This is a genomic window from Acinetobacter lwoffii, from assembly GCF_022809915.1.
Taxonomy (GTDB): Bacteria; Pseudomonadota; Gammaproteobacteria; order Pseudomonadales; family Moraxellaceae; genus Acinetobacter; species Acinetobacter lwoffii_M.
This window is the reverse complement of record NZ_JALGQY010000001.1, coordinates 174,106-192,951: the sequence shown is the minus strand read 5'-3', so window position 1 is coordinate 192,951 and position 18,846 is coordinate 174,106. Positions and strand designations below refer to the sequence as shown.

Here is an 18,846-nt window from a genome sequence, read left to right as displayed (position 1 = left end):
ATTTGATCTATCAGTGACCGGGAAGCTGCAATTAAAAAAATAATCTATCACTTGAACCTTTTACTGCTGGTTTCCATCTTGACTGGCCCTGTGCAAGCCTCGGCATTACAGGAATATAAAAGCAATTTTGTCCTCTCGAGTTATGCCAAGACAAAATATCCGATGGTCTTTGTTCATGGTTTTGGTCTTGGTTTTAACCGGATTGGAACGGATCGCATCGGTTTGGATTATTGGTATCAGATTCCCCAAGACCTGAGCCGGCATGGTGCACGGGTGTTTTCTGCCGAATTGTCTGCTGTTGCGTCCAATGAACTGCGCGGTGAACAGCTCTTGATGCAAATTGATGAAATACTGGCACTGACGGGCCAGAAGAAAGTCAATCTGATTGGGCATAGCCAAGGTGGCCCAACAATTCAATATATCGAGGGCGTTGCACCGCATAAAGCCGCCTCTTTAACCGCCATTGCCGGGGCGATGCAAGGCACCCCGGTTTTTGTCAATGCCAGCCAGACGCCACTGCTTGAACCCTTTATCCATGCCATTGGTACAATTTTGGGCCATAGCATGAATCTGGTTACAGCTAACCAGTATCCGGTCAGTATTATCGAGGCACTGCAAGCCACGAATCCAGAGGCGATTCAGGCCTTCAATGTGAAATATGGCTCCTCTGCCATTCCCCAAAACCGTCAGACCCAAGGCAGCAAACTTACATCCAATGGAATTTACCACTATTCCTGGATGGGCAACCGGCAGGCAACCAATTCCTTGGATGCGATAGAGTCTACAGTCGTGACTTTAGGTAGCAGTTTCCTGAAAGGAGAAGCCAATGATGGTGCTCTACCGCTGTATAGCGGACGCTATGGCCAAATCATCCGTCAGGACTATGCCCATAACCACTTTGATGAAGTAAACCAGTTTTTTGGCATTTTGGGTCCTTTCGCGCAGGATCCGGTCGCACTGTATCGCCAACATGCCAACCGGCTCAAGCTGCAAGGCTTATAAATCACTTATTTTATGAATAGATCATCTTTATTAATTAAAAAAACTTAGGAAACTGAGTCCCTGCTACATAGGGGAACTTTAGGCAACTGGATGAGGATCATCCCGTTAAAACAACAAAAGTGAGGAAAATATAATGAAATTCGGAATATTAATCACCGGCCTGCTGCTGGCGGGTACATGTCTCAGCACCCAGGCATCCACCCAGGCCAGTCAGGTCACAGCAAAAGCCAGTTCACAATATGCCAAGACCCAATATCCGATTGTCTTTGCACATGGGATGGCGGGTTTCATCCGGATCGGTACTGACCAGTTTGGACTGGATTACTGGTATCAGATTTTACCGGATCTGGCGCGTAATGGCGGTAATGTCTGGGCAACACGTGTCTCGCCTTTTAACTCATCGGAAATTCGGGGTGAGCAACTTTTAGAGCAGGTAAATGAAATTCTGGCCATTACCGGTGCAAAGAAAGTCAATCTGATCGGTCATTCACATGGCGGCCCGACCATTCGTTATGTCGCAGGTGCAGGGAATGGAATAGTCGCTTCCCTGACTTCTGTCGGTGCTCCGCATAAGGGCTCCCCGGTTGGAGACCTGATCCTGCAAGCAGAAGGTACACCGATACAAGGGCCTTTAGTCGGTGGTATCAACCTGGTGTCTAAGGCCATCACCTGGGCACAAGGGTTGGATCCGAACAGTTTCCCGCATGATTCTCTGGCCGGTGGTAGCAGCCTGACCCTGGCAGGATCCGCTCAATTCAACCAGAAATATCCGCTCGGTATGCCAACCACCGCCTGCGGTGAAGGTAAGGAAAAAGACGGTGATATTCGTCATTATTCATTTACCGGTATAGGTCAAGTCACCAATCCGCTCGATCCTGATTCAGCCTTGACAGTTACAGCTCTACTCATTGATGGCGGCAAGGAAAATGATGGTCTGGTCTCCCGCTGTAGTGCCAAATTCGGTAAAACCATTCGGGATAACTACAACTGGAACCATCTGGATGAAGTGAACCAGTTCCTCGGATTAAAAAATATCTTTGCTCCAGACCCAGTCGATGTTTATCGCCAGCATGCCAACCGGCTCAAATTGCAAGGCCTGTAATTCAATCTCATCCCTGTCATCCCAATGCACAGGGATTTTCTAATTTTTAAACCGCCAAAATGGAACTTTATGAAAATTAGAACGCATTTTATAACCTTATGCTGCGTGTTATTTGCGGGCCAATATGTGCAGGCTTCCAATTTGCAGCAAGCAGAATCCAGATTTGTCGTGTCCAATTATGCAAAAACACAATACCCGATTGTATTTGCACATGGCATGGTCGGCTTTAATCGAATTGGTTTTGATGCCTTAGGCATGGATTATTGGTATCAAATTTTGCCAGATTTAGCCCGTAACGGTTCAACTGCCTTTGCCACCCGCATCTCACCTTTCAATTCCAGCGAAATCAGAGGTGAACAATATGTGGAGCAACTGAAAGAAGTCATGGCAATCACCGGCGCCAAAAAACTGAATTTAATTGGTCATAGTCATGGTGCGCATAGCGTGCGTTATGCAGCCGGGGTGATACCGCAACATGTAGCCTCCGTGATGACTGTGGGGGGTGCCAACCAAGGCACCATTGTCGCCTCTGATGTCATGCGACTTGCTAATCAAACCGGAACATCTGAACTGCTCAATACCCTGATCAGCAGTTTTGGCAACGTCATCATGTGGGCACAAGGCTTAGACAGTCAAGCTTTCCCACATAATACTCTGGCAGCAGGACACAGCACGTCGATTGAAGGCACAGCCGAATTTAACCAACGCTTTAAACTCGGGCTTTCGCTGAGCCCATGAGGCAAATATACAGACCAAGGCATTGCACTGTATTCAATGACGGGCAATCAACCCGTGACCAATCCCCTAGATGTCAGCGATGCCGCCATGAAAGCCTTGGATCTACTTTCTGCGAGCAAGGCTGGCGCAAATGATGGAATTGTGTCGGTATGTAGTGCCAAATTTGGTAAAACGATTCGTGATGATTACCCGTGGAATCATCTGGATGAAATCAACTTGTTGTTTGGCATTAAAGGTACCTTTGCGCCTGATCCAGTTGCTGCCTATCGTCAGCATGCCAACCGTTTAAAACTGCAAGGTTTATGATTTATTAAAATAGCCAGACATAAAAAAATGCGCCCAAAGGCGCATTTTTTCACTCGTATAAAACTTAAAATTAAGCTTTAGTTTTACGAGCTGGTAATTTTTCACGAATACGTGCAGCTTTACCAGACAATTCACGTAGGTAGTAAAGTTTAGCACGACGAACGTCACCACGACGTTTCACTTCGATACCAGCAACGATTGGAGAGTGAGTTTGGAATACACGCTCAACACCAACACCGCTAGAAATTTTACGTACTGTGAACGCAGAGTTCAAACCACGGTTTTTCTTAGCAATTACAACGCCTTCGAACGCCTGTAAACGCTCACGGTCGCCTTCTTTTACTTTAACTTGAACAATAACTGTATCACCTGGTGCAAAAGCAGGGATGTTTTGTTTCAATTGTGCGTTTTCAATTACTTGAACTAAAGGATGCTTACCGCTCATGGGGTATCTCCAATATGTGCGAGTCAGAAGAGGTCTGATCATCGCTGGGTATAGAGGCTAAAGCGCATACACCCGATTATCTTTCCCTTTATGGTTGACCATCTCAACCATAAAGAGCCTATTAAAGAATACTTAAATCATTTTAAGTACTTGCTTGAAGACAGAAATGATCACTCATCAATATCTTACAAATCTTTTAGCCATTTTTTCTGCTGCTTGGTCAACTCGACTTTTTCCACCAACTCTGGGCGGCGTTCAAGTGTACGCTGATATCGCTGCAAAAACCGCCATTTTTCAATATTGGCATGATGCCCGGACTTTAACACCTCAGGCACATCCAAACCTTCAAAATGATCTGGCTTGGTATATTGTGGGCAATCTAGAAGACCATCCACAAATGAGTCTTGCACGTGTGACTGTTCATCAGACATGGCACCCGGAAGTCTCCGGATAATACTGTCCAATAAAACCATCGCAGGCAGTTCACCACCCGACAAGACGTAATCTCCAATTGACCATTCCTGATCAACGTATTGCTGGATCAAACGTTCATCGACGCCTTCATAACGTCCGCACAGTACTATAATTCCGTCATATTTGACAAAATCCTGTACCGCAGTTTCGTTTAAGGTCTTTCCTTGCGGTGACATATACACCACAGGAACCTGAACTGCACCCGCTTGCGTTGCAAGCTCTTTGGCATGCTGGATTGCTTTTGCCAAAGGCTCAGCCATCATCACCATACCCGGACCACCGCCGAATGGACGTTCATCCACCCGTTTATAGTTGCCCGTCGTATAATCGCGAGGATTGATGCAATGAATTTGCATCAACTCACGTTTTGCTGCGCGCCCGCTAATACCATAGGCTGTAATCGCTTCAAACATTTCAGGAAAAAGCGTAATGACTGCAAAAAACATCGCAGACTCCCGTATTTCCGAAAAATTCTTAGTAGTCTACGCCCCAATTGACGTAGATACGACCAGCTTCAAGATCAACGCGTTGCACCACATCTTTATGCCATGGGATCATTCGCTCTTCGCCATCAATGCTGTCGGCAGTTGCGCGAACCACCATCACATCGTTAGCACCTGTTTCAAACAGCTCAAAAATTTGACCGAGATTGACTTCTTGTTCTTCATCATCCAGACCTAACACAGTTAGACCTTTTAAATCAGACCAATAGTACTCATCTACGCCTGCTTGAGGCAGTTGCGATTTAGAGATCCAGACATTGGAGCCAACCAGTTCGTCTGCACCAGTGCGATCACTCACACCTTTAAGCGAAACTACCAGGCCTTTACCATGTGGTTTCCAACGTTTTACATCGACAATTTGCCAACCTGCTTTGGTCTCAATGTACCAAGGCAGATAGTCAAATATGTTGCTCATAGGTTCTGTATTGGAATAGACCCAGAGCCACCCATTTAATCCATATGCTGAACGCAACTGTCCAATCTGAATACGATCTTCGGGAACATTCTGTGTTGGTGTCATGGGCAAGCTACTACCTAATTTATAGAAAAATTATGCAGCAACTGCAGCTTTTTTAGCTTGAGCAGCTAAAGAAGCAACACGATCAGAAGGTTGAGCACCTTGAGAAACCCAGTGAGCAAAACGTTCAGCATCTAAACGAAGTTTCTCTGCTTTACCTTGAGCTGTAGGGTTGAAGAAACCGATACGTTCGATGAAACGACCGTCACGTGCATTACGGCTATCAGTCACAATGATTTGATAGAACGGACGTTTTTTAGCACCACCGCGTGCAAGACGAATAACAACCATGATAGAACCTTATAGTTTTTACGGATTATCCTTGTACCGACCATCGATACAGCTCAAACCCCTTTCATAGAGGGCAATATTTTACGTTATATTTGCCCTGAAAGAAAGATCAAATTTTAGGTTATCCACAGTTTGAATTTATTTGCCTGACCAAGCCGAGCAAGTATCTAATGCCGTAGGAGAATCTTTGCCTTTATACCAACATTGAGTGCCAGTATGTGTAATTGTTAAAGCACCATCATCTTTCTGGATACTCGTTGAAATAGGTGTGGCTGTTAATGTCCAGGTTTGAGCTGCTGTTGTCAAAGTTAAATTAAAAACAGGTGAAGCACTAGGATAAGTTGCTATTCCTCCTACCCCCGTTAATGTCGCACTTGTATAATTAAAATTTACAGCCTTGTAACTTTGAAGACGTTGAGCAACACGCATCATTTCACTTTCTACATCGGCACGATTAGTGCGCAACTTGTATTGTATATAAGACGGATAAGCAATCGCTGCAAGAATAGCAATAACAGCTACGACAATCATGAGCTCAATTAACGAAAAACCTAATTTACCATTTTTCAGCATTTGCAATACATCCAGTGTAACTATTAATATTTGTTAGATCGCTAGCTATAAGATATTGATTTTTACATCGAATACCTGTGCTCGTGAATAAAAAAGCCTCATATTGGGTTTTAACTGGTACAGCATTGATTGCCCATTTCTGCCCAAGACCAGAACTCGTACTTAATAGACTGGTAGCAGTTGTCGCACTGATGTCTGCCAAAGTAATTGTATACTTTTTATTTGTACTGCTCGGAAAATCAATACTCGTCATAGATGATGATTGTCCATACAAGTATTTAGGGTCAAAACCATGATATGAAAAGTTACGACTTTTATATCGTTCCAATTGTTCCGCAAGCTTTTGAATTTCTTGCTGGACTGCTGCAGTATCTGATCGTCTAATTTGTGCCTGATAACTTGGAATTGCAATTGCTGCAAAGATCGCAACAATTACAATGACAAGCATCAATTCAATCAAAGTAAACCCTTTTGATTTGATCATTAAATCTCCCCTCTAACGTTCATACCAATTAGAGCTTTGGAATACTTTCGTCGTTTTATAGTTACGCCCCACATTTGGTAACAAAGTTACCAAATTATTAGTCCCATTATTAAAACCGCCTGCCTGAACTTTACTAATTCCATCTTTTGCATCACTATTGCTCTCCCTACTACTTGAAGTAAAGTTAGAATCAACTGTTAAATCATCTGCACATACACCATATGGTAGACATAATCGTTTTACAACACTTGAACCTGTAATACCTCCAGTACAAGCATTAGGCTGCTGTGATGAATTATGATTCGGGTTATATAATGAAACATACAAATCTGAAAATTTTGCAGTATTGGCGACAACTAAATAACCATTTAAAGCTTTAACTGTACCTGTATTAACTGCTTCATCTGCTGTCCCTGTTTTTCTTAAAGTGTAATACCATCCCTTTTTAGTATTGCCAGTTAATTGAGTAACATTCGCTTTTGCAATATCAGCCCAATTTAATAAACTTGCTTCTGTTAAATCACTTGTTTTTGTAAAAGTTGAATTGAATAAGTTACTAGAAGCAATATCATAGTCATAAAGTGCATATATTCTATTATCAGCACCATTGCTTACATTTAATGGAAAACTACGGTTTCCAGAAGCAATACTGATTACGCCAAAACGCTTTCCATTATTTTCATGAATACTCAAAGACGGCATTTCATAAAAACGTTGATTTAAACTGCTAAAATCTGCTAATCGATTAACACGACCAAAATCAGACGTTATAGTATTATAACTATTATTTAAATCTACACGGAAAATTTGCCCACCTAAATCACCAAAATAGAGATTATCTACCAAGCCATCTGCATCTCGGTCGAAAGATTTAATCTGACTTACCACGCTATATTTTAAGTTCGTATCTTTAACATCTGTTGTGGTTACATCGTTATTATTTATTCCTGCTCGTACATTCCATAATAAAGCACCTGTAGTTGCATCGAAAATATAGACACCGGCACCCTTATTAGATTGGGAAGGAACATTTTTTGTTACTGTAGTGATAGTACTTGTTGTTTTGGTCTTTGTAATCTTTTTGGTTTCTATCTTTGTCGTTTTAGTATTTTTATAGTATTTTCTATTGAATATACCCCCCTCTCTTCTATATATAATCTCAGTCTTAATGCTCGTAAGAATCTCTGTTTTTGTCTCTACCGTCTCTGTCACTTCTATCTTTGTAGTGGTATTTCCGTTAATACTAGTTTCAGAACGAGATATAGGCTCACTGACTTCTGTATCTTGAGTTGTAATTGGGCCAGTAGTATTTGAACTATCAGAACCAAAAAGATAATCTAAAGCACTTATTTCTTCTGAAACATTACCGAGTTCTTGTTCTATTGGACCACTTAGGAAAACATCTGGTGTACTCACCTGAACAACTGGTCCTGTCACTCTAGACTCAGTTATTGATCCTAGTGAAGTCTGCGGTACATAATTTGGGGTTTCATAAGCAGAATCATATCCTCCACCTACAATCATAACTTTTCTTATTTGATTATTAAAACGAATATTAGCCAGGGTAGGCTTAGACCAACTTTGCCCCATTGCTTGTATGGCAGCGTTCGCTGTAGTTGTATTTGCACTACTGGTACTACTTTTAATGGTTCCAGAAACTGGATCAATTTGAAACAGGAACTTAGGTGAAGTTGGGTCTTTTACATCCAATCCATAGTAACTACTACCTCCCATCCGCATTCCACCATAAATATTGGCAGTACTAGCAACAAACTTATCTCCTGTGCCCAGTTTATATTCAACCCAAGAGGCCCATGGAGCATCTACTCCATAGTATGGGTTTATAGTTGTATTTTGTGTGTTACTTACATCTAGCAAAGCATCTCGGCGATTAGTATCTTGTAAAATTTCATTAGGTAAGAAAGCGAACGCCTCTTCTCCTGTTTTTTGGTCTACCATATGCAGCAAGCCTTGCATTGTACCTGCGACAATATAATCTTTGCGATTATTAGACTCAGCAGTTGTATTTGCCAAGATTGCACCTGTTAATGGATCATATTTCCCTTCTAAGGTGATTAACAATGGGTCAGAGTGTATAATTCCGCCCATCTGTTGCATTACATTTAAATTTTTAACTTTATCTACTGTATCCCACTTATAATTATCATTTGATGTAGCGAGTTCTGTTGCTGTCAGCTTATACCCCAGAGCGGAAAGTAGATAAGGTTGGTAAAGATTCTTACGCCATCTTGTACTAGCACTTGTTGTAACAGTTGAATCAATAAAGCTTGCATCAAAAACTTTTGCAGTGGTCAGCTTGGTTAAACTAGTTGCAGCTACAATTTTATTTTTATCCGTACCATTGGTTGGTATAGTAGCATTAATCCAAAGTGGCCGTGTTTTAATATTTGCAGCGTCAGTTACTGTATTTAATGCAACAGTACCAGCATTAGGAATAGTTAACTGAGATCCCATTCCACCCTTTAAAGTAGAATCACCATCATTTAAGTTTGTTGCATTCCAGAAATCTTTTGTATTGGCATTTACTAATCCTTTCGTATTTAATAGAGCTCTACCATTACTATCAACTAATGTACCTGATGAATTTAAAGCATATTTTTTTAAATTTCCTGCCCAAAGCTGTTGAGTCGACTGAACGGCCTCACTACTACCACTAATTTTAGGTTGAAACTGTGGAGCAAATACATAATTATAAGACGAGCTAGTTGCAAACGGGTCAGCAGGAACGACATAAGTCCCAAAACTTGCTGATTCAAATGAACCTTGACCAACTTGTCCAGCAAACCTAATTAGCGCATCTGTCACCTTTTCACCTGTATCAGCAAAAACATAACCACCAATTGGGTTACTTGTTCCATATGTATCCCCTTGTCCAACCTTATCGCCAAGCATTTTCAAAGCATCAGCATTTAAAGTATTAGAGTAAGGACTTGTATTTCCCGTACCATTTTTTTTATCATTTGGCAACCAACAATGTATGTTTCTTCCTTCAGGATTAGTAATACATTGCTCACCAGCAGCTTTAGAGAATAATGGCCCATAACCTACCGTTGATAAATAAATCCTTTTTTTAGAAGTTTTTGTAGTATTTGCAGAAGCTCTTACCATATTGGCAATACATGACCAACCACTTCTATCTTGATAACCATTTACAGTATTATTTGTTGTTATTTCAGAAATAGATGGAGTAAGTTTCATTTCAAAGAACTCACCATTTGACGTGGCTGTACCTCTAGCATTACTATAATTATAGAACACGCTTGGAACGTCAACATCTTGGCAAGTCACATTATCTGCATTTTTCCCTCCTATATTTGCATTTGCCATAACATTTTCAATCATTGTCTGGCTATCTGAAGCGGGGATACCTGTAGGGGCTCCATCAGTTAAAAAGAAAATACCTTGAGTAGAGCATTGCTTATCATTTTCTGTTGGGAGACTCTCAATAGGGGCTATATATCGTTTGGATGTACCTGTACCTGATACCGTGCCCGCTACAGCTAAACTCATTCCTCTTAAATCATTCTGATAACCATTATTAAAATTCGAAATATTATTAGGGCTTTCCGTTGTACTTCCCAACAAATAAGCATATGTTTCAGCAAATATTGTAGGTGTAGGCGTACTGTCACTACTGCCAGCGGTCAAACCATTCAAGGTATCAATTAAAGTTTGTCGATGAGTTTTTCCACTTGTTGTTACATCTAATCTCTTTGCAGCAATCCAAATTTTTCCTCGTTTAGTATCAAATCTTGAAATGCCCATATACGTGATATCAGGAATCTTGTAACTACCATCAACATTTTTAGCTTGTAATGCATCTACTAAAGAAAGTTTCAAAGCTGCAATTCTAGTTCTTGTTACACCTTTATAGATTGCATCATTAATATCCATACTTGGTGAAGTATCAATCGCCAACATGATAATCGGATAATTCGTTGCAGAAGGATTCTGATAAATTTGTACATCACTAGCCTGAGTTACAGACATTGAAACCATACTCGTGATAATTGCTGATATAGCTAAAACCAACCCTTTTCTTTTTAGGCTAGTTATTTTTTTTTCTTTAAAATTTGCATTCATTTTAATCACCTAAATATCCTGGTTTCATGCTATGGTGCAACACTTTGGAATGTGTCCAGCGAAAAATCTTGGATTTGCGTGTTATACGGCACACCCAATCCCTCAAGACAACTCGATACCGTAGAAGCTGTTCCAGATAAAGGACGTTCATTTGGACGCTTTAAACAAGTTGTAATATTAGCTGCTGTTTCTGTAGATAAATTGGGTAAAAGTGAAGTCACATAAATCCGGATCTTTTTAGTTTGTTCTGTATCCAATTTCCCTAAACTCTCTAAATCACTTCCCAAATTTATGAACTGCAAGGGTTTAACTGTTGTATTGGAAACAGGGTTCACCGTTATTGCTACCTGCGTCAATTGCGCTTTACGCTTACTTGCATAATCATTGGATGTACTTAAATCACAAAAACCGGAAGTGCCATCAACCGTAATATCCGTATTACCATCATTCCACTTCAATAAACTTGTATTTGCCACAGAAAAAGTAGTGGCTGGATTTATCTGACTGCGGAAACAAAAAACAACTTCCTTTCCCTGATTCTGTAAGGCATAGCCAAGTAGACTTGTAGGACTACCACTCTTACTTGCAAAACCAACTGCCCCCAAACGATACAATACTGCATCCGAAGACTGCATCAATAACTGTTGCGCCTGACTATTTGTCGCAATATTTAAACTCATTAAACTTTGTCGAATTGCCAGCGTACCCACTACTGTAATAATCAATAGCAGCAGTAATACAACAATTAATGTTGAACCTTGTTCCTGTTTTCTTTTCATCACATCACCGCCGAATCATTTGAAGGTAAAGCATTACGCAAGGCAATTGTCTGGGTAACCACACGGCGTAAATATTTTGGAGGAGTTCCTGTGGGAACCTTTACAGTGACTGATTGATCTAAAACAGTAAAAGTTTGGTCATTTGCAATTAAACTTCCCGCATTTACACTTTCATTAGAGCGAACCAACATACCAACCTGAATTGAATTAATCCGAGGTCGCGGGTTTTTATTAATCGCAAGATATTTATCAATCGGAATATAATTTAGATTCTCACTATTCGCATCATTTGAAACCCCCAATAAAAAGTGCACATGATCGACACGGCGTATAATAATTTCCCCGTTAGTTGTGCCAAATACTGTAGTTGATGTGCTTGGATTTTTTAAAATTGTAGTTACTGAATCATCTACATATGAACCTGCTTCACATGCTAAAGCTAAAGCAGCATTAGGCTCTCCTGAAGCAGCATTGGTATCTGCTCTTAGAAAAAATCTTTCAATAACATAACGGTTTGCTGTATAGCTATTTCCTTCACAATCAATACCAGCTTGATCCGCATAGAATTGAATCACCAACTGATCACTTCCCCTATCTACCCCCCCAACCTGTATGTTGCTACTTCCTGTAGCATAAGTTGTTCGTGGAATATCAATACCTACTGGCGGCGTTGCACCGTTACTTATATTGATGTTTACTGGGATATTGGCATCGGTAAATGTAGCTGCTGCAGCTGGTCTTAAAGGGGCATGGCGCGTTGTAAGAATAACACCACCATTAGCCAAACGATCATTTACGATATTGACGTTTCCATAGTTTGTTTTACGAATATCATTAGTAATATAACGCAAACCAAAATTACCACTTTCCTGTAAATCTGCCATCCCTTTCTGTGTATTAAAAGAAAGTTGACCGGTAATAAATAATTGTATTGCTGCTGCAGTAATTAACAGCCCCAAAACTATTGCAACCATTAGCTCAACAAGCGTAAAACCTCGTTGTATGAAAATCTTATTTTTCATTTTTTAATACAACTCCATTACAACACATTTAGCTTGGGGCAGATAAGATCCACCATTAGTACATGCTTTAGCATCAGTAGAACTATTTATAGGCTTTGTCTCTCCCCATGCAATATAAACGCAATGTCTTGATTGAATATCTGTTGTCGTTTCTTTCCCATCGCTATCTAAAGTTTTAGCAACTTGGCAAGTTGGCAAGTTGATCGCCATACCTAAACCATCAGCTCGAGCGACAACCTGTGCAGTATCATAATTAGCCATTTGCGCCGCTGTTGTACATGGAGATGCTGTCGTAGTAGGCTTATAAATGCACTCTGGATTTGCAGTTTTACTTTGAGTCGCTGCTGTTAAATTTGTGACATAAGTGCTAAATCCACTGCGATTTGCACGAATACGCTCAGCCAGATCTCTACTGAGATTCATTGCCTCTATTTTCAGCATTGCTTCATCAGTTGCATCAACAGCCCTTAATTGCAAAGCAGTAAAGCCTAATATGCCTACAGCTAAAATAACCAATGCAACTAAGACCTCCATCATCCCCACGCCTTTTTGATTATTTTTCATTGACATATTCCATTCGGTTTTACATAAATCGTGCCCATTTTCGTTAACGCAAAAGCTCTAGTCATTTCAGCCTTAGAGTTACATATAACAAAGTCTGTATCTGCTGTAAGCCCAGAAGAAATTCCACCATCTCGACCAAAAACAATTTGAGTAATCGCTGTTGGAGCAGTCACCCTGTTACCCACAGCAGCACTCCAACAATAAACCGTTGGAGAAGGTGTACATATTGATGGATTAATATTCACTGTTGCATTAGATCTTAAAAGTACAGCTTGACTGCGAGCTTGTGACAATGTGGCCATTAACTCTCTTGAATTAGAGTTAAGCTTCTGCTTTGCCATCATTTGAGTAAAGGAAGGAGCAGCAATACTTGCTACAATCGCCAATACTGCAATCGTGACCATCAGCTCAATTAACGTGAATCCTTTTACTTTTTGCATCCTGCCCTCAAAGCAACAAAACTTTACCCCATTAAAGATAGTATATAATTAAATTACACAACTAACACAAATCAGGATAAATGGCATAAAAAAACAGATAACCGCAAAAAGCAGTTATCTGTTTTAAAAAAATTATAAATCAGGTGATAAATACGTCACATTTTAAGCTTGAGTGACTGGAATACGTAATTCTTTTGGCAGGCTAAAAGTTATATTCTCTTCTCTTCCATCTAATTCTTGCGGTGCCTGCGCACCCCAGTCCTGTAGCCGCTGAATCACCTGTTTAATTAGAATCTCTGGTGCGGAAGCTCCAGCAGTTACACCAATTTGAGACTTACCTGCAAACCATCCCTGCTTTAGCTCATCGGCATTATCGACTAGATAAGCAGCTTTACCCATGCGTTCAGCGAGCTCACGTAAGCGGTTTGAATTTGAAGAGTTTGGGGAACCTACTACTAGAACCACGTCACAACGTTCAGCCAAGTCGCGCACTGCATCCTGACGGTTTTGCGTGGCATAGCAAATATCGTCTTTACGTGGGCCTTGAATCAGAGGGAATTTCTGGCGAAGAGCATCAATCACTTTCGCCGTATCGTCAATTGATAAAGTGGTTTGCGTGACAAAAGCGACTTTTTCAGGATTGCGTACAGTTAAAGCAGCAACATCATCTTCATCTTCAACCAGATAAATTTCACCGCCATTTTTTTTGTCATATTGCCCCATGGTGCCTTCAACTTCCGGATGGCCTTCATGACCAATCAAGATCGCTTCAACCCCTTCACGAGCATATTTGGTCACTTCAATATGCACCTTGGTTACCAAGGGGCAAGTGGCATCAAAAACTTTCAGACCACGGCGTTCAGCCTCTTGCTGGACTGCTTTAGAAACACCATGTGCACTAAAAATCACAATATTATCATCAGGAACTTCATCCAGTTCATCGACAAAAATTGCACCGCGTTGGCGTAAGTCATCTACAACAAATTTATTATGCACGACTTCATGACGCACATAGATCGGTGGATTGAAACATTCTAAGGCACGATTCACGATCGCAATGGCACGATCCACACCGGCACAGAAACCACGCGGGTTGGCTAAAACAATTTCCATAGAATCCTCAATACTCACTCAATTTATGCTGCAACAATTGAAATAAATGTAAAACAATCGACGTACAACTATTTAGTTTAAAGTCGCTCTACTCTAAAATAGAGAAGATATTTTATCATATCAGGAAAAATATCATGTCGGGTCTCTTGTTTGTCGTTTCTGCTGCGTCTGGAACAGGCAAAACATCCCTCGTTAAAGCATTACTTGAACGTGTCAACAATCTTCATGTTTCTGTTTCTCATACGACACGCGGTCAACGACCTGGCGAACTCGATGGTGTGCATTACCACTTCTCTACCAAAGAAGATTTTCTCAATCTGGTCAATGAAGGTGGCTTTATTGAATATGCTGAAGTCTTTGGTAACTATTATGGTACTGCGCAAGCGACTGTAAAAGAACAACTGGCCAAAGGTCATGATGTTCTGCTCGAGATTGACTGGCAGGGTGCACAGCAGGTCCGTCGCTTATTTCCTGAATCCAAACAAATTTTCATTTTGCCGCCGAGCCAGTTTGACTTGCGTCAACGTCTATCGAACCGTGGTACAGACTCTGTTGAAGTGATTGAGCATCGTTTGAGCTGTGCGGTAGAAGATATGCAGCAATATGTGAACTTTGATTATGTCATTATCAATGATGACTTCAATAAAGCGCTGCATGATCTGGAAGCCGTGATTATTGCCAACCGATTGGTACTTCATCAACAAGCTAATCGTCATGAAAAACTGATTCAGGCTTTAATTACGCCAAGCGAAGAGTGATTAAAACTTGAGTCTACAGGCAAAGCCTTTTATACTTCGCAGTCTGTTAAAATATTATTCAAACGAGAATTCTTATGGCACGCGTAACCGTTGAAGATTGTTTAGACCATGTAGACAACCGCTTTGAGCTTGTACTAGTGGCAAGCAAACGCGCGCGTCAATTGGCACGTCAAGGCATTGAACCAACTGTAGAATGGGACAATGACAAACCGACTGTTGTTGCTTTACGTGAAATCGCTTCAGGTCATGTATCAAAAGACATTTTGAAACAACGTGATCAAGACTATCAAACATCAAGCTTGGATCTTGCACTTTCTGCAAATAATCTAAACTTAGACGGTTTTTCTTTCCAATAAAAGATCGTCACTCAAAAAGCCTAGTTCTAAACTAGGCTTTTTTTGTTATGTGACTTTTATATTTATGCCAGAACGGTTATAACATAAGGGTTAGCTATCAAGTTTGTATTGGTTTTCTGCTCTGTAGCAGCAAAAAACCATCAAGCCAGGAAATTCACATTTCTAGAATGCTTTCACGTTTTATTTGTAAAAAATTCAGTTGAAAAAGGTGTTTTATGCCAGGCCCACAGGTCAGTCAAGCCAAGCAGCAGTTAGAGATCATTATCGATGCGTATTTAAGTGAAAGCGATGTCGAACGTGTGCTTGCGGCCTGTGATTATGCAGATATGGCGCATGACGGGATTGTGCGTAAAAGTGGTGAACCTTATATTTTACATCCGATTGCGGTCAGCTGTATCTTGGCGCATATGCGTTTGGACACTGAAACCTTAATGGCTGCTCTGCTGCATGATGTGATTGAGGATACTGAATTCAACAAAGATGATATTAGCAAGATTTTTGGTTTTACCGTCGCTGAACTAGTCGATGGTGTCACCAAACTCAGTCATTCCAGCGATAAAGAATATAATAAAGCGGCTTCTTTCCGGAAAATCCTGCAAGCGACGCTACAAGATCCACGTGTCATTATTGTGAAACTGGCCGACCGTTATCACAACATGACCACTTTGGACGCACTGCGCCCTGACAAACGCGCGCGTATTGCCCGCGAAACCTTTGAAATCTTTGTTCCCATGGCACGTATTGTCGGCATGAATGAAATGGCCGATAACCTGGAACATCTTTGTTATCAGAATCTAGATCTGGACATGTACAATAACGTTCAGACCGCACTACAGGAAACCAAGCCGAAACGCTGTGAATATCAGGCCAAATGGGAAAAGAACTTGACTGAACTGCTGCAACAGCATGCCATTCAAGGCCGGATCAAAAAGAAAAACAACAATATTGAGCTACTGCGCCACTTCGTCAAAAATGATATCGACCTGCAAGAGCTGACGCATAGCCATGCTTTTGAGATTATTTTACAGAGCATCGCGGACTGTGACCGACTGGCAGAAATTCTGACCCAAAGCTTTAAAATCCAGAGTTATGAAGATCATATCCGCCGTCCATTACCGGGGGGCAACCAGTCCTTGATGATGCGCTTGAAAGGCGAAGAGACGACCCTGTCGCTCACCATTCAAACCGAACTGATGCGTAAAGCAGCACGTTTTGGCGTCGTACTCGGTGAAAGTGCCCCGCAGGCCTGCCGCTCTGCGATTCAGGCCTCGATGCAGAATCTGAATGTCCTGGTCGATGGTGAATGTGCCAAAACCACTTTTAGTGAATTACTGGACTATCTGCACCAAGAAAAAATCTGGGTCTATACCCCGCACGGCCATTTACATGAATTGCCACAAGGCGCCACGGCGGTTGACTTTGCTTATGCCGCGAGTTTATTCCTAGGCAATCATGCGGTGGGTGCAAAAATTAATAATGAAACCAAACCACTGTCGACTCCTTTAGTCAGTGGTCAGGTAGTCGAAATCATTACTGATGTCCTCGCCACCCCGAATCCGGATTGGCTCAGTTTTATTAATACCCAGAAAGCTCGTCGTGCTATTCAGAATATTCTGCGCGATCAGGATCCAGACGAGCAGCGTCTGGTCGGACAACAGGCACTCAATCGTGCACTAAAACTGTTTCATCGTTCGATTCGCGATCTGACTGAAGCAGACTGGAAAAACCTCTTGGAGTGGCGCCATGTTTCCAGCAAGGAACAGCTATTTGAACAGATTGCAGTCGGTGATTTATTACCGCAACTGGTGGCCAACCATTTATTTGCCCAGGACCAGCATCAGAATATTGCCAGCTCAGACCGTCTGATTCAGGGAACCGAAGGTGTCGATGTCAAATATGCCCATTGCTGTAATCCTGTGCTGGGTGATCCGATTCAGGGTCATTTGACCCGTCGTGGTCTGATTGTACATCGTGCGCGCTGCCACAACCTGCTGCATGAACAGCATCAGCATCCAGAAAATATCATGTTGTTGCAGTGGACCTCTGATGATCTGGAAGACATCAGCTTTACTGCCTATCTCAGCATTGACCTAGACATGAATGACGAACAGATTTCCGACCTGATTTACCAATGTCGTAAAGCGCATTCTGGGGTGGAAATGGTGCGTACTCAGGATGACAAAACCTATGTCAATATCGTGGTGCATAACCGTAAACAGATTGCGCAGATTATCCGAGATTTACGTATGTATTTCGGTTTCCCGCGAATTATCCGCCTGGCTCAGCCCGTCGTTTTCAGTGAAGCCTCTAAAGCGAGTTAATCATTTAAAACGATAGTGCTTTGATCGGCCGAATTGATCGAATATGATGTATGTCGATGATAAAAGGAGAAATTAATGTCGCGCCAAGTAATCCATACTGAAAATGCCCCTGCTGCGATTGGTACTTATTCGCAAGCCATTTTAGTGGGTGATACTTTATATCTATCAGGTCAAATTGGTCTGGATCCTTATAGTATGGAACTGGTTGAAGGCATTGAAGCTCAAATTCGCCGGGTGTTTGATAACTTAAAAGCAGTCTGTGAAGCCGCTGGTGGCTCTTTGGCAGATATTGCCAAACTGAATATTTTCCTGACCGACTTATCTCACTTTCAACTGGTCAATCAAATTATGGGGGAGTATTTTGCCCAACCCTATCCAGCACGTGCCGCTTTAGGTGTGGCCAGCCTGCCTAAAGATGCCTTGGTTGAAATGGATGGCATTGTCATCATTAATCAATAAGTTATAAAAATTACTCAATCCCCACCCTGCAATATCTCATTCTAAATCATGAATCGCTTTTGTGTGGAAATCCGAGCAGTACTTGGGTTTCCGCTCAGGTGGTACTTTTTTATCTAAATCATCAATCATGATAAAAGCTATTTCAAATGATTTTTATTGACAAACGATAACAATTATCAATAATATTACTTATCTTATTTAATCATTGTGGTTGTGTCCTATGTACGTTTGTCTATGCCGTGGCATTACAGATCAAGACATCAAAGATGCTATTGCAAATGGCGCTGAAAGTTATCGTGATGTTCGCGATATGTTGGACTTAGGGACTTGCTGTGGCCGCTGTGCACCAGAAGCTCGTATGATCATCAGTGATGAAGTTTCACAAATTGCAGCACGGCTGGCCGTTGCAGCATAAATTTAGAAAGATTTATCCCTATAAGCATAATGAAAAACAATGATCTTTGATCATTACTCCTCCCCCGCCTTTGACTCTGG

Annotated in this window: 19 protein-coding genes and 1 pseudogene; 8 read left to right on the top strand and 12 right to left on the bottom strand. The window is 41.4% G+C overall.

Going from position 1 to position 18,846, the window contains the following annotated elements; translation table 11 throughout:
* The first annotated feature begins 30 nt into the window (after nucleotides 1-30).
* From MTX11_RS00920 to MTX11_RS00910, 3 genes and pseudogenes are all read left to right on the top strand, one after another.
* A complete protein-coding gene (locus MTX11_RS00920) occupies nucleotides 31-1,002 on the top strand; it encodes an esterase/lipase family protein (RefSeq protein WP_338129130.1) in 972 nt (323 codons plus the stop codon).
* Nucleotides 1,003-1,135: 133 nt separating this feature from the next.
* Entirely contained in the window at nucleotides 1,136-2,104 is a 969-nt protein-coding gene (locus tag MTX11_RS00915; protein ID WP_044109069.1) for an esterase/lipase family protein, read from the top strand.
* A 69-nt stretch (nucleotides 2,105-2,173) separates the two neighbouring features.
* Nucleotides 2,174-3,148: pseudogene (locus MTX11_RS00910) on the top strand (esterase/lipase family protein).
* Between the two features lie 70 nt (nucleotides 3,149-3,218).
* On the opposite strand, the gene rplS reads toward MTX11_RS00910, so the two are convergent.
* From rplS to ispH, 12 genes are all read right to left on the bottom strand, one after another.
* Complete coding sequence (gene rplS, locus MTX11_RS00905) at nucleotides 3,219-3,593, bottom strand: 50S ribosomal protein L19 (protein ID WP_004281205.1); 375 nt, start codon at nucleotides 3,591-3,593, stop codon at nucleotides 3,219-3,221.
* A 185-nt stretch (nucleotides 3,594-3,778) separates the two neighbouring features.
* Entirely contained in the window at nucleotides 3,779-4,513 is a 735-nt protein-coding gene (gene trmD / locus MTX11_RS00900) for a tRNA (guanosine(37)-N1)-methyltransferase TrmD (protein ID WP_243474143.1), read from the bottom strand.
* Between the two features lie 28 nt (nucleotides 4,514-4,541).
* Nucleotides 4,542-5,090, bottom strand: coding sequence for a ribosome maturation factor RimM (gene rimM, locus MTX11_RS00895; protein WP_004281200.1), 549 nt, complete (start codon nucleotides 5,088-5,090; stop codon nucleotides 4,542-4,544).
* Nucleotides 5,091-5,120: 30 nt separating this feature from the next.
* Nucleotides 5,121-5,378: a 30S ribosomal protein S16 gene (rpsP, locus tag MTX11_RS00890; RefSeq protein WP_085064356.1), complete on the bottom strand. Its 258-nt coding sequence runs from the start codon at nucleotides 5,376-5,378 to the stop codon at nucleotides 5,121-5,123.
* A 138-nt stretch (nucleotides 5,379-5,516) separates the two neighbouring features.
* Nucleotides 5,517-5,951: a type IV pilin protein gene (locus MTX11_RS00885; protein WP_243474142.1), complete on the bottom strand. Its 435-nt coding sequence runs from the start codon at nucleotides 5,949-5,951 to the stop codon at nucleotides 5,517-5,519.
* Complete coding sequence (locus MTX11_RS00880; RefSeq protein ID WP_243474141.1) at nucleotides 5,935-6,435, bottom strand: type IV pilin protein; 501 nt, start codon at nucleotides 6,433-6,435, stop codon at nucleotides 5,935-5,937. Before MTX11_RS00880 ends, MTX11_RS00885 begins: the two co-directional genes overlap by 17 nt.
* A 12-nt stretch (nucleotides 6,436-6,447) precedes the next feature.
* Entirely contained in the window at nucleotides 6,448-10,539 is a 4,092-nt protein-coding gene (locus MTX11_RS00875; protein WP_243474140.1) for a pilus assembly protein, read from the bottom strand.
* Between the two features lie 29 nt (nucleotides 10,540-10,568).
* A complete protein-coding gene (locus MTX11_RS00870) occupies nucleotides 10,569-11,318 on the bottom strand; it encodes a PilX N-terminal domain-containing pilus assembly protein (RefSeq protein WP_243474139.1) in 750 nt (249 codons plus the stop codon).
* A complete protein-coding gene (locus MTX11_RS00865) occupies nucleotides 11,318-12,340 on the bottom strand; it encodes a PilW family protein (protein WP_243474138.1) in 1,023 nt (340 codons plus the stop codon). Before MTX11_RS00865 ends, MTX11_RS00870 begins: the two co-directional genes overlap by 1 nt.
* A gap of 3 nt (nucleotides 12,341-12,343) precedes the next feature.
* Entirely contained in the window at nucleotides 12,344-12,904 is a 561-nt protein-coding gene (gene pilV / locus MTX11_RS00860; RefSeq protein ID WP_243474137.1) for a type IV pilus modification protein PilV, read from the bottom strand.
* Nucleotides 12,901-13,344 (bottom strand): GspH/FimT family pseudopilin, encoded by a 444-nt coding sequence (locus tag MTX11_RS00855; protein WP_243474136.1) that lies wholly within the window; start codon nucleotides 13,342-13,344, stop codon nucleotides 12,901-12,903. Before MTX11_RS00855 ends, pilV begins: the two co-directional genes overlap by 4 nt.
* Nucleotides 13,345-13,506: 162 nt before the next feature.
* Nucleotides 13,507-14,457, bottom strand: coding sequence for a 4-hydroxy-3-methylbut-2-enyl diphosphate reductase (gene ispH, locus MTX11_RS00850; protein WP_243474135.1), 951 nt, complete (start codon nucleotides 14,455-14,457; stop codon nucleotides 13,507-13,509).
* Nucleotides 14,458-14,591: 134 nt separating this feature from the next.
* Here ispH and gmk point away from each other — a divergent pair, with 134 nt between their 5' ends.
* From gmk to MTX11_RS00825, 5 genes are all read left to right on the top strand, one after another.
* A complete protein-coding gene (gmk, locus tag MTX11_RS00845; protein WP_243474134.1) occupies nucleotides 14,592-15,215 on the top strand; it encodes a guanylate kinase in 624 nt (207 codons plus the stop codon).
* A gap of 74 nt (nucleotides 15,216-15,289) precedes the next feature.
* Entirely contained in the window at nucleotides 15,290-15,571 is a 282-nt protein-coding gene (gene rpoZ, locus MTX11_RS00840; RefSeq protein WP_004281186.1) for a DNA-directed RNA polymerase subunit omega, read from the top strand.
* Nucleotides 15,572-15,786: 215 nt separating this feature from the next.
* Entirely contained in the window at nucleotides 15,787-17,892 is a 2,106-nt protein-coding gene (locus tag MTX11_RS00835) for a RelA/SpoT family protein (RefSeq protein ID WP_180086816.1), read from the top strand.
* A gap of 75 nt (nucleotides 17,893-17,967) precedes the next feature.
* On the top strand, nucleotides 17,968-18,351 hold the full coding sequence (locus tag MTX11_RS00830) for a RidA family protein (protein ID WP_004644973.1): 384 nt from the start codon (nucleotides 17,968-17,970) through the stop codon (nucleotides 18,349-18,351).
* Between the two features lie 220 nt (nucleotides 18,352-18,571).
* Complete coding sequence (locus tag MTX11_RS00825; RefSeq protein ID WP_004644972.1) at nucleotides 18,572-18,766, top strand: bacterioferritin-associated ferredoxin; 195 nt, start codon at nucleotides 18,572-18,574, stop codon at nucleotides 18,764-18,766.
* The last annotated feature ends 80 nt before the right edge of the window (nucleotides 18,767-18,846 follow it).

Bases quoted from the DNA above. Each gene is read 5' to 3' on its own strand.
- MTX11_RS00835 (WP_180086816.1), top strand. From the start codon at position 15,787: ATGCCAGGCCCACAGGTCAGTCAAGCCAAGCAGCAGTTAGAGATCATT.
- pilV (WP_243474137.1), bottom strand. From the start codon at position 12,904: ATGAAAAATAATCAAAAAGGCGTGGGGATGATGGAGGTCTTAGTTGCA.
- rplS (WP_004281205.1), bottom strand. From the start codon at position 3,593: ATGAGCGGTAAGCATCCTTTAGTTCAAGTAATTGAAAACGCACAATTG.
- rpsP (WP_085064356.1), bottom strand. From the start codon at position 5,378: ATGGTTGTTATTCGTCTTGCACGCGGTGGTGCTAAAAAACGTCCGTTC.
- rimM (WP_004281200.1), bottom strand. From the start codon at position 5,090: ATGACACCAACACAGAATGTTCCCGAAGATCGTATTCAGATTGGACAG.
- MTX11_RS00830 (WP_004644973.1), top strand. From the start codon at position 17,968: ATGTCGCGCCAAGTAATCCATACTGAAAATGCCCCTGCTGCGATTGGT.
- MTX11_RS00875 (WP_243474140.1), bottom strand. From the start codon at position 10,539: ATGAATGCAAATTTTAAAGAAAAAAAAATAACTAGCCTAAAAAGAAAA.
- rpoZ (WP_004281186.1), top strand. From the start codon at position 15,290: ATGGCACGCGTAACCGTTGAAGATTGTTTAGACCATGTAGACAACCGC.
- MTX11_RS00885 (WP_243474142.1), bottom strand. From the start codon at position 5,951: ATGCTGAAAAATGGTAAATTAGGTTTTTCGTTAATTGAGCTCATGATT.
- MTX11_RS00880 (WP_243474141.1), bottom strand. From the start codon at position 6,435: ATGATCAAATCAAAAGGGTTTACTTTGATTGAATTGATGCTTGTCATT.
- MTX11_RS00915 (WP_044109069.1), top strand. From the start codon at position 1,136: ATGAAATTCGGAATATTAATCACCGGCCTGCTGCTGGCGGGTACATGT.
- ispH (WP_243474135.1), bottom strand. From the start codon at position 14,457: ATGGAAATTGTTTTAGCCAACCCGCGTGGTTTCTGTGCCGGTGTGGAT.
- MTX11_RS00870 (WP_243474139.1), bottom strand. From the start codon at position 11,318: ATGAAAAGAAAACAGGAACAAGGTTCAACATTAATTGTTGTATTACTG.
- MTX11_RS00855 (WP_243474136.1), bottom strand. From the start codon at position 13,344: ATGCAAAAAGTAAAAGGATTCACGTTAATTGAGCTGATGGTCACGATT.
- MTX11_RS00825 (WP_004644972.1), top strand. From the start codon at position 18,572: ATGTACGTTTGTCTATGCCGTGGCATTACAGATCAAGACATCAAAGAT.
- MTX11_RS00865 (WP_243474138.1), bottom strand. From the start codon at position 12,340: ATGAAAAATAAGATTTTCATACAACGAGGTTTTACGCTTGTTGAGCTA.
- trmD (WP_243474143.1), bottom strand. From the start codon at position 4,513: ATGTTTTTTGCAGTCATTACGCTTTTTCCTGAAATGTTTGAAGCGATT.
- gmk (WP_243474134.1), top strand. From the start codon at position 14,592: ATGTCGGGTCTCTTGTTTGTCGTTTCTGCTGCGTCTGGAACAGGCAAA.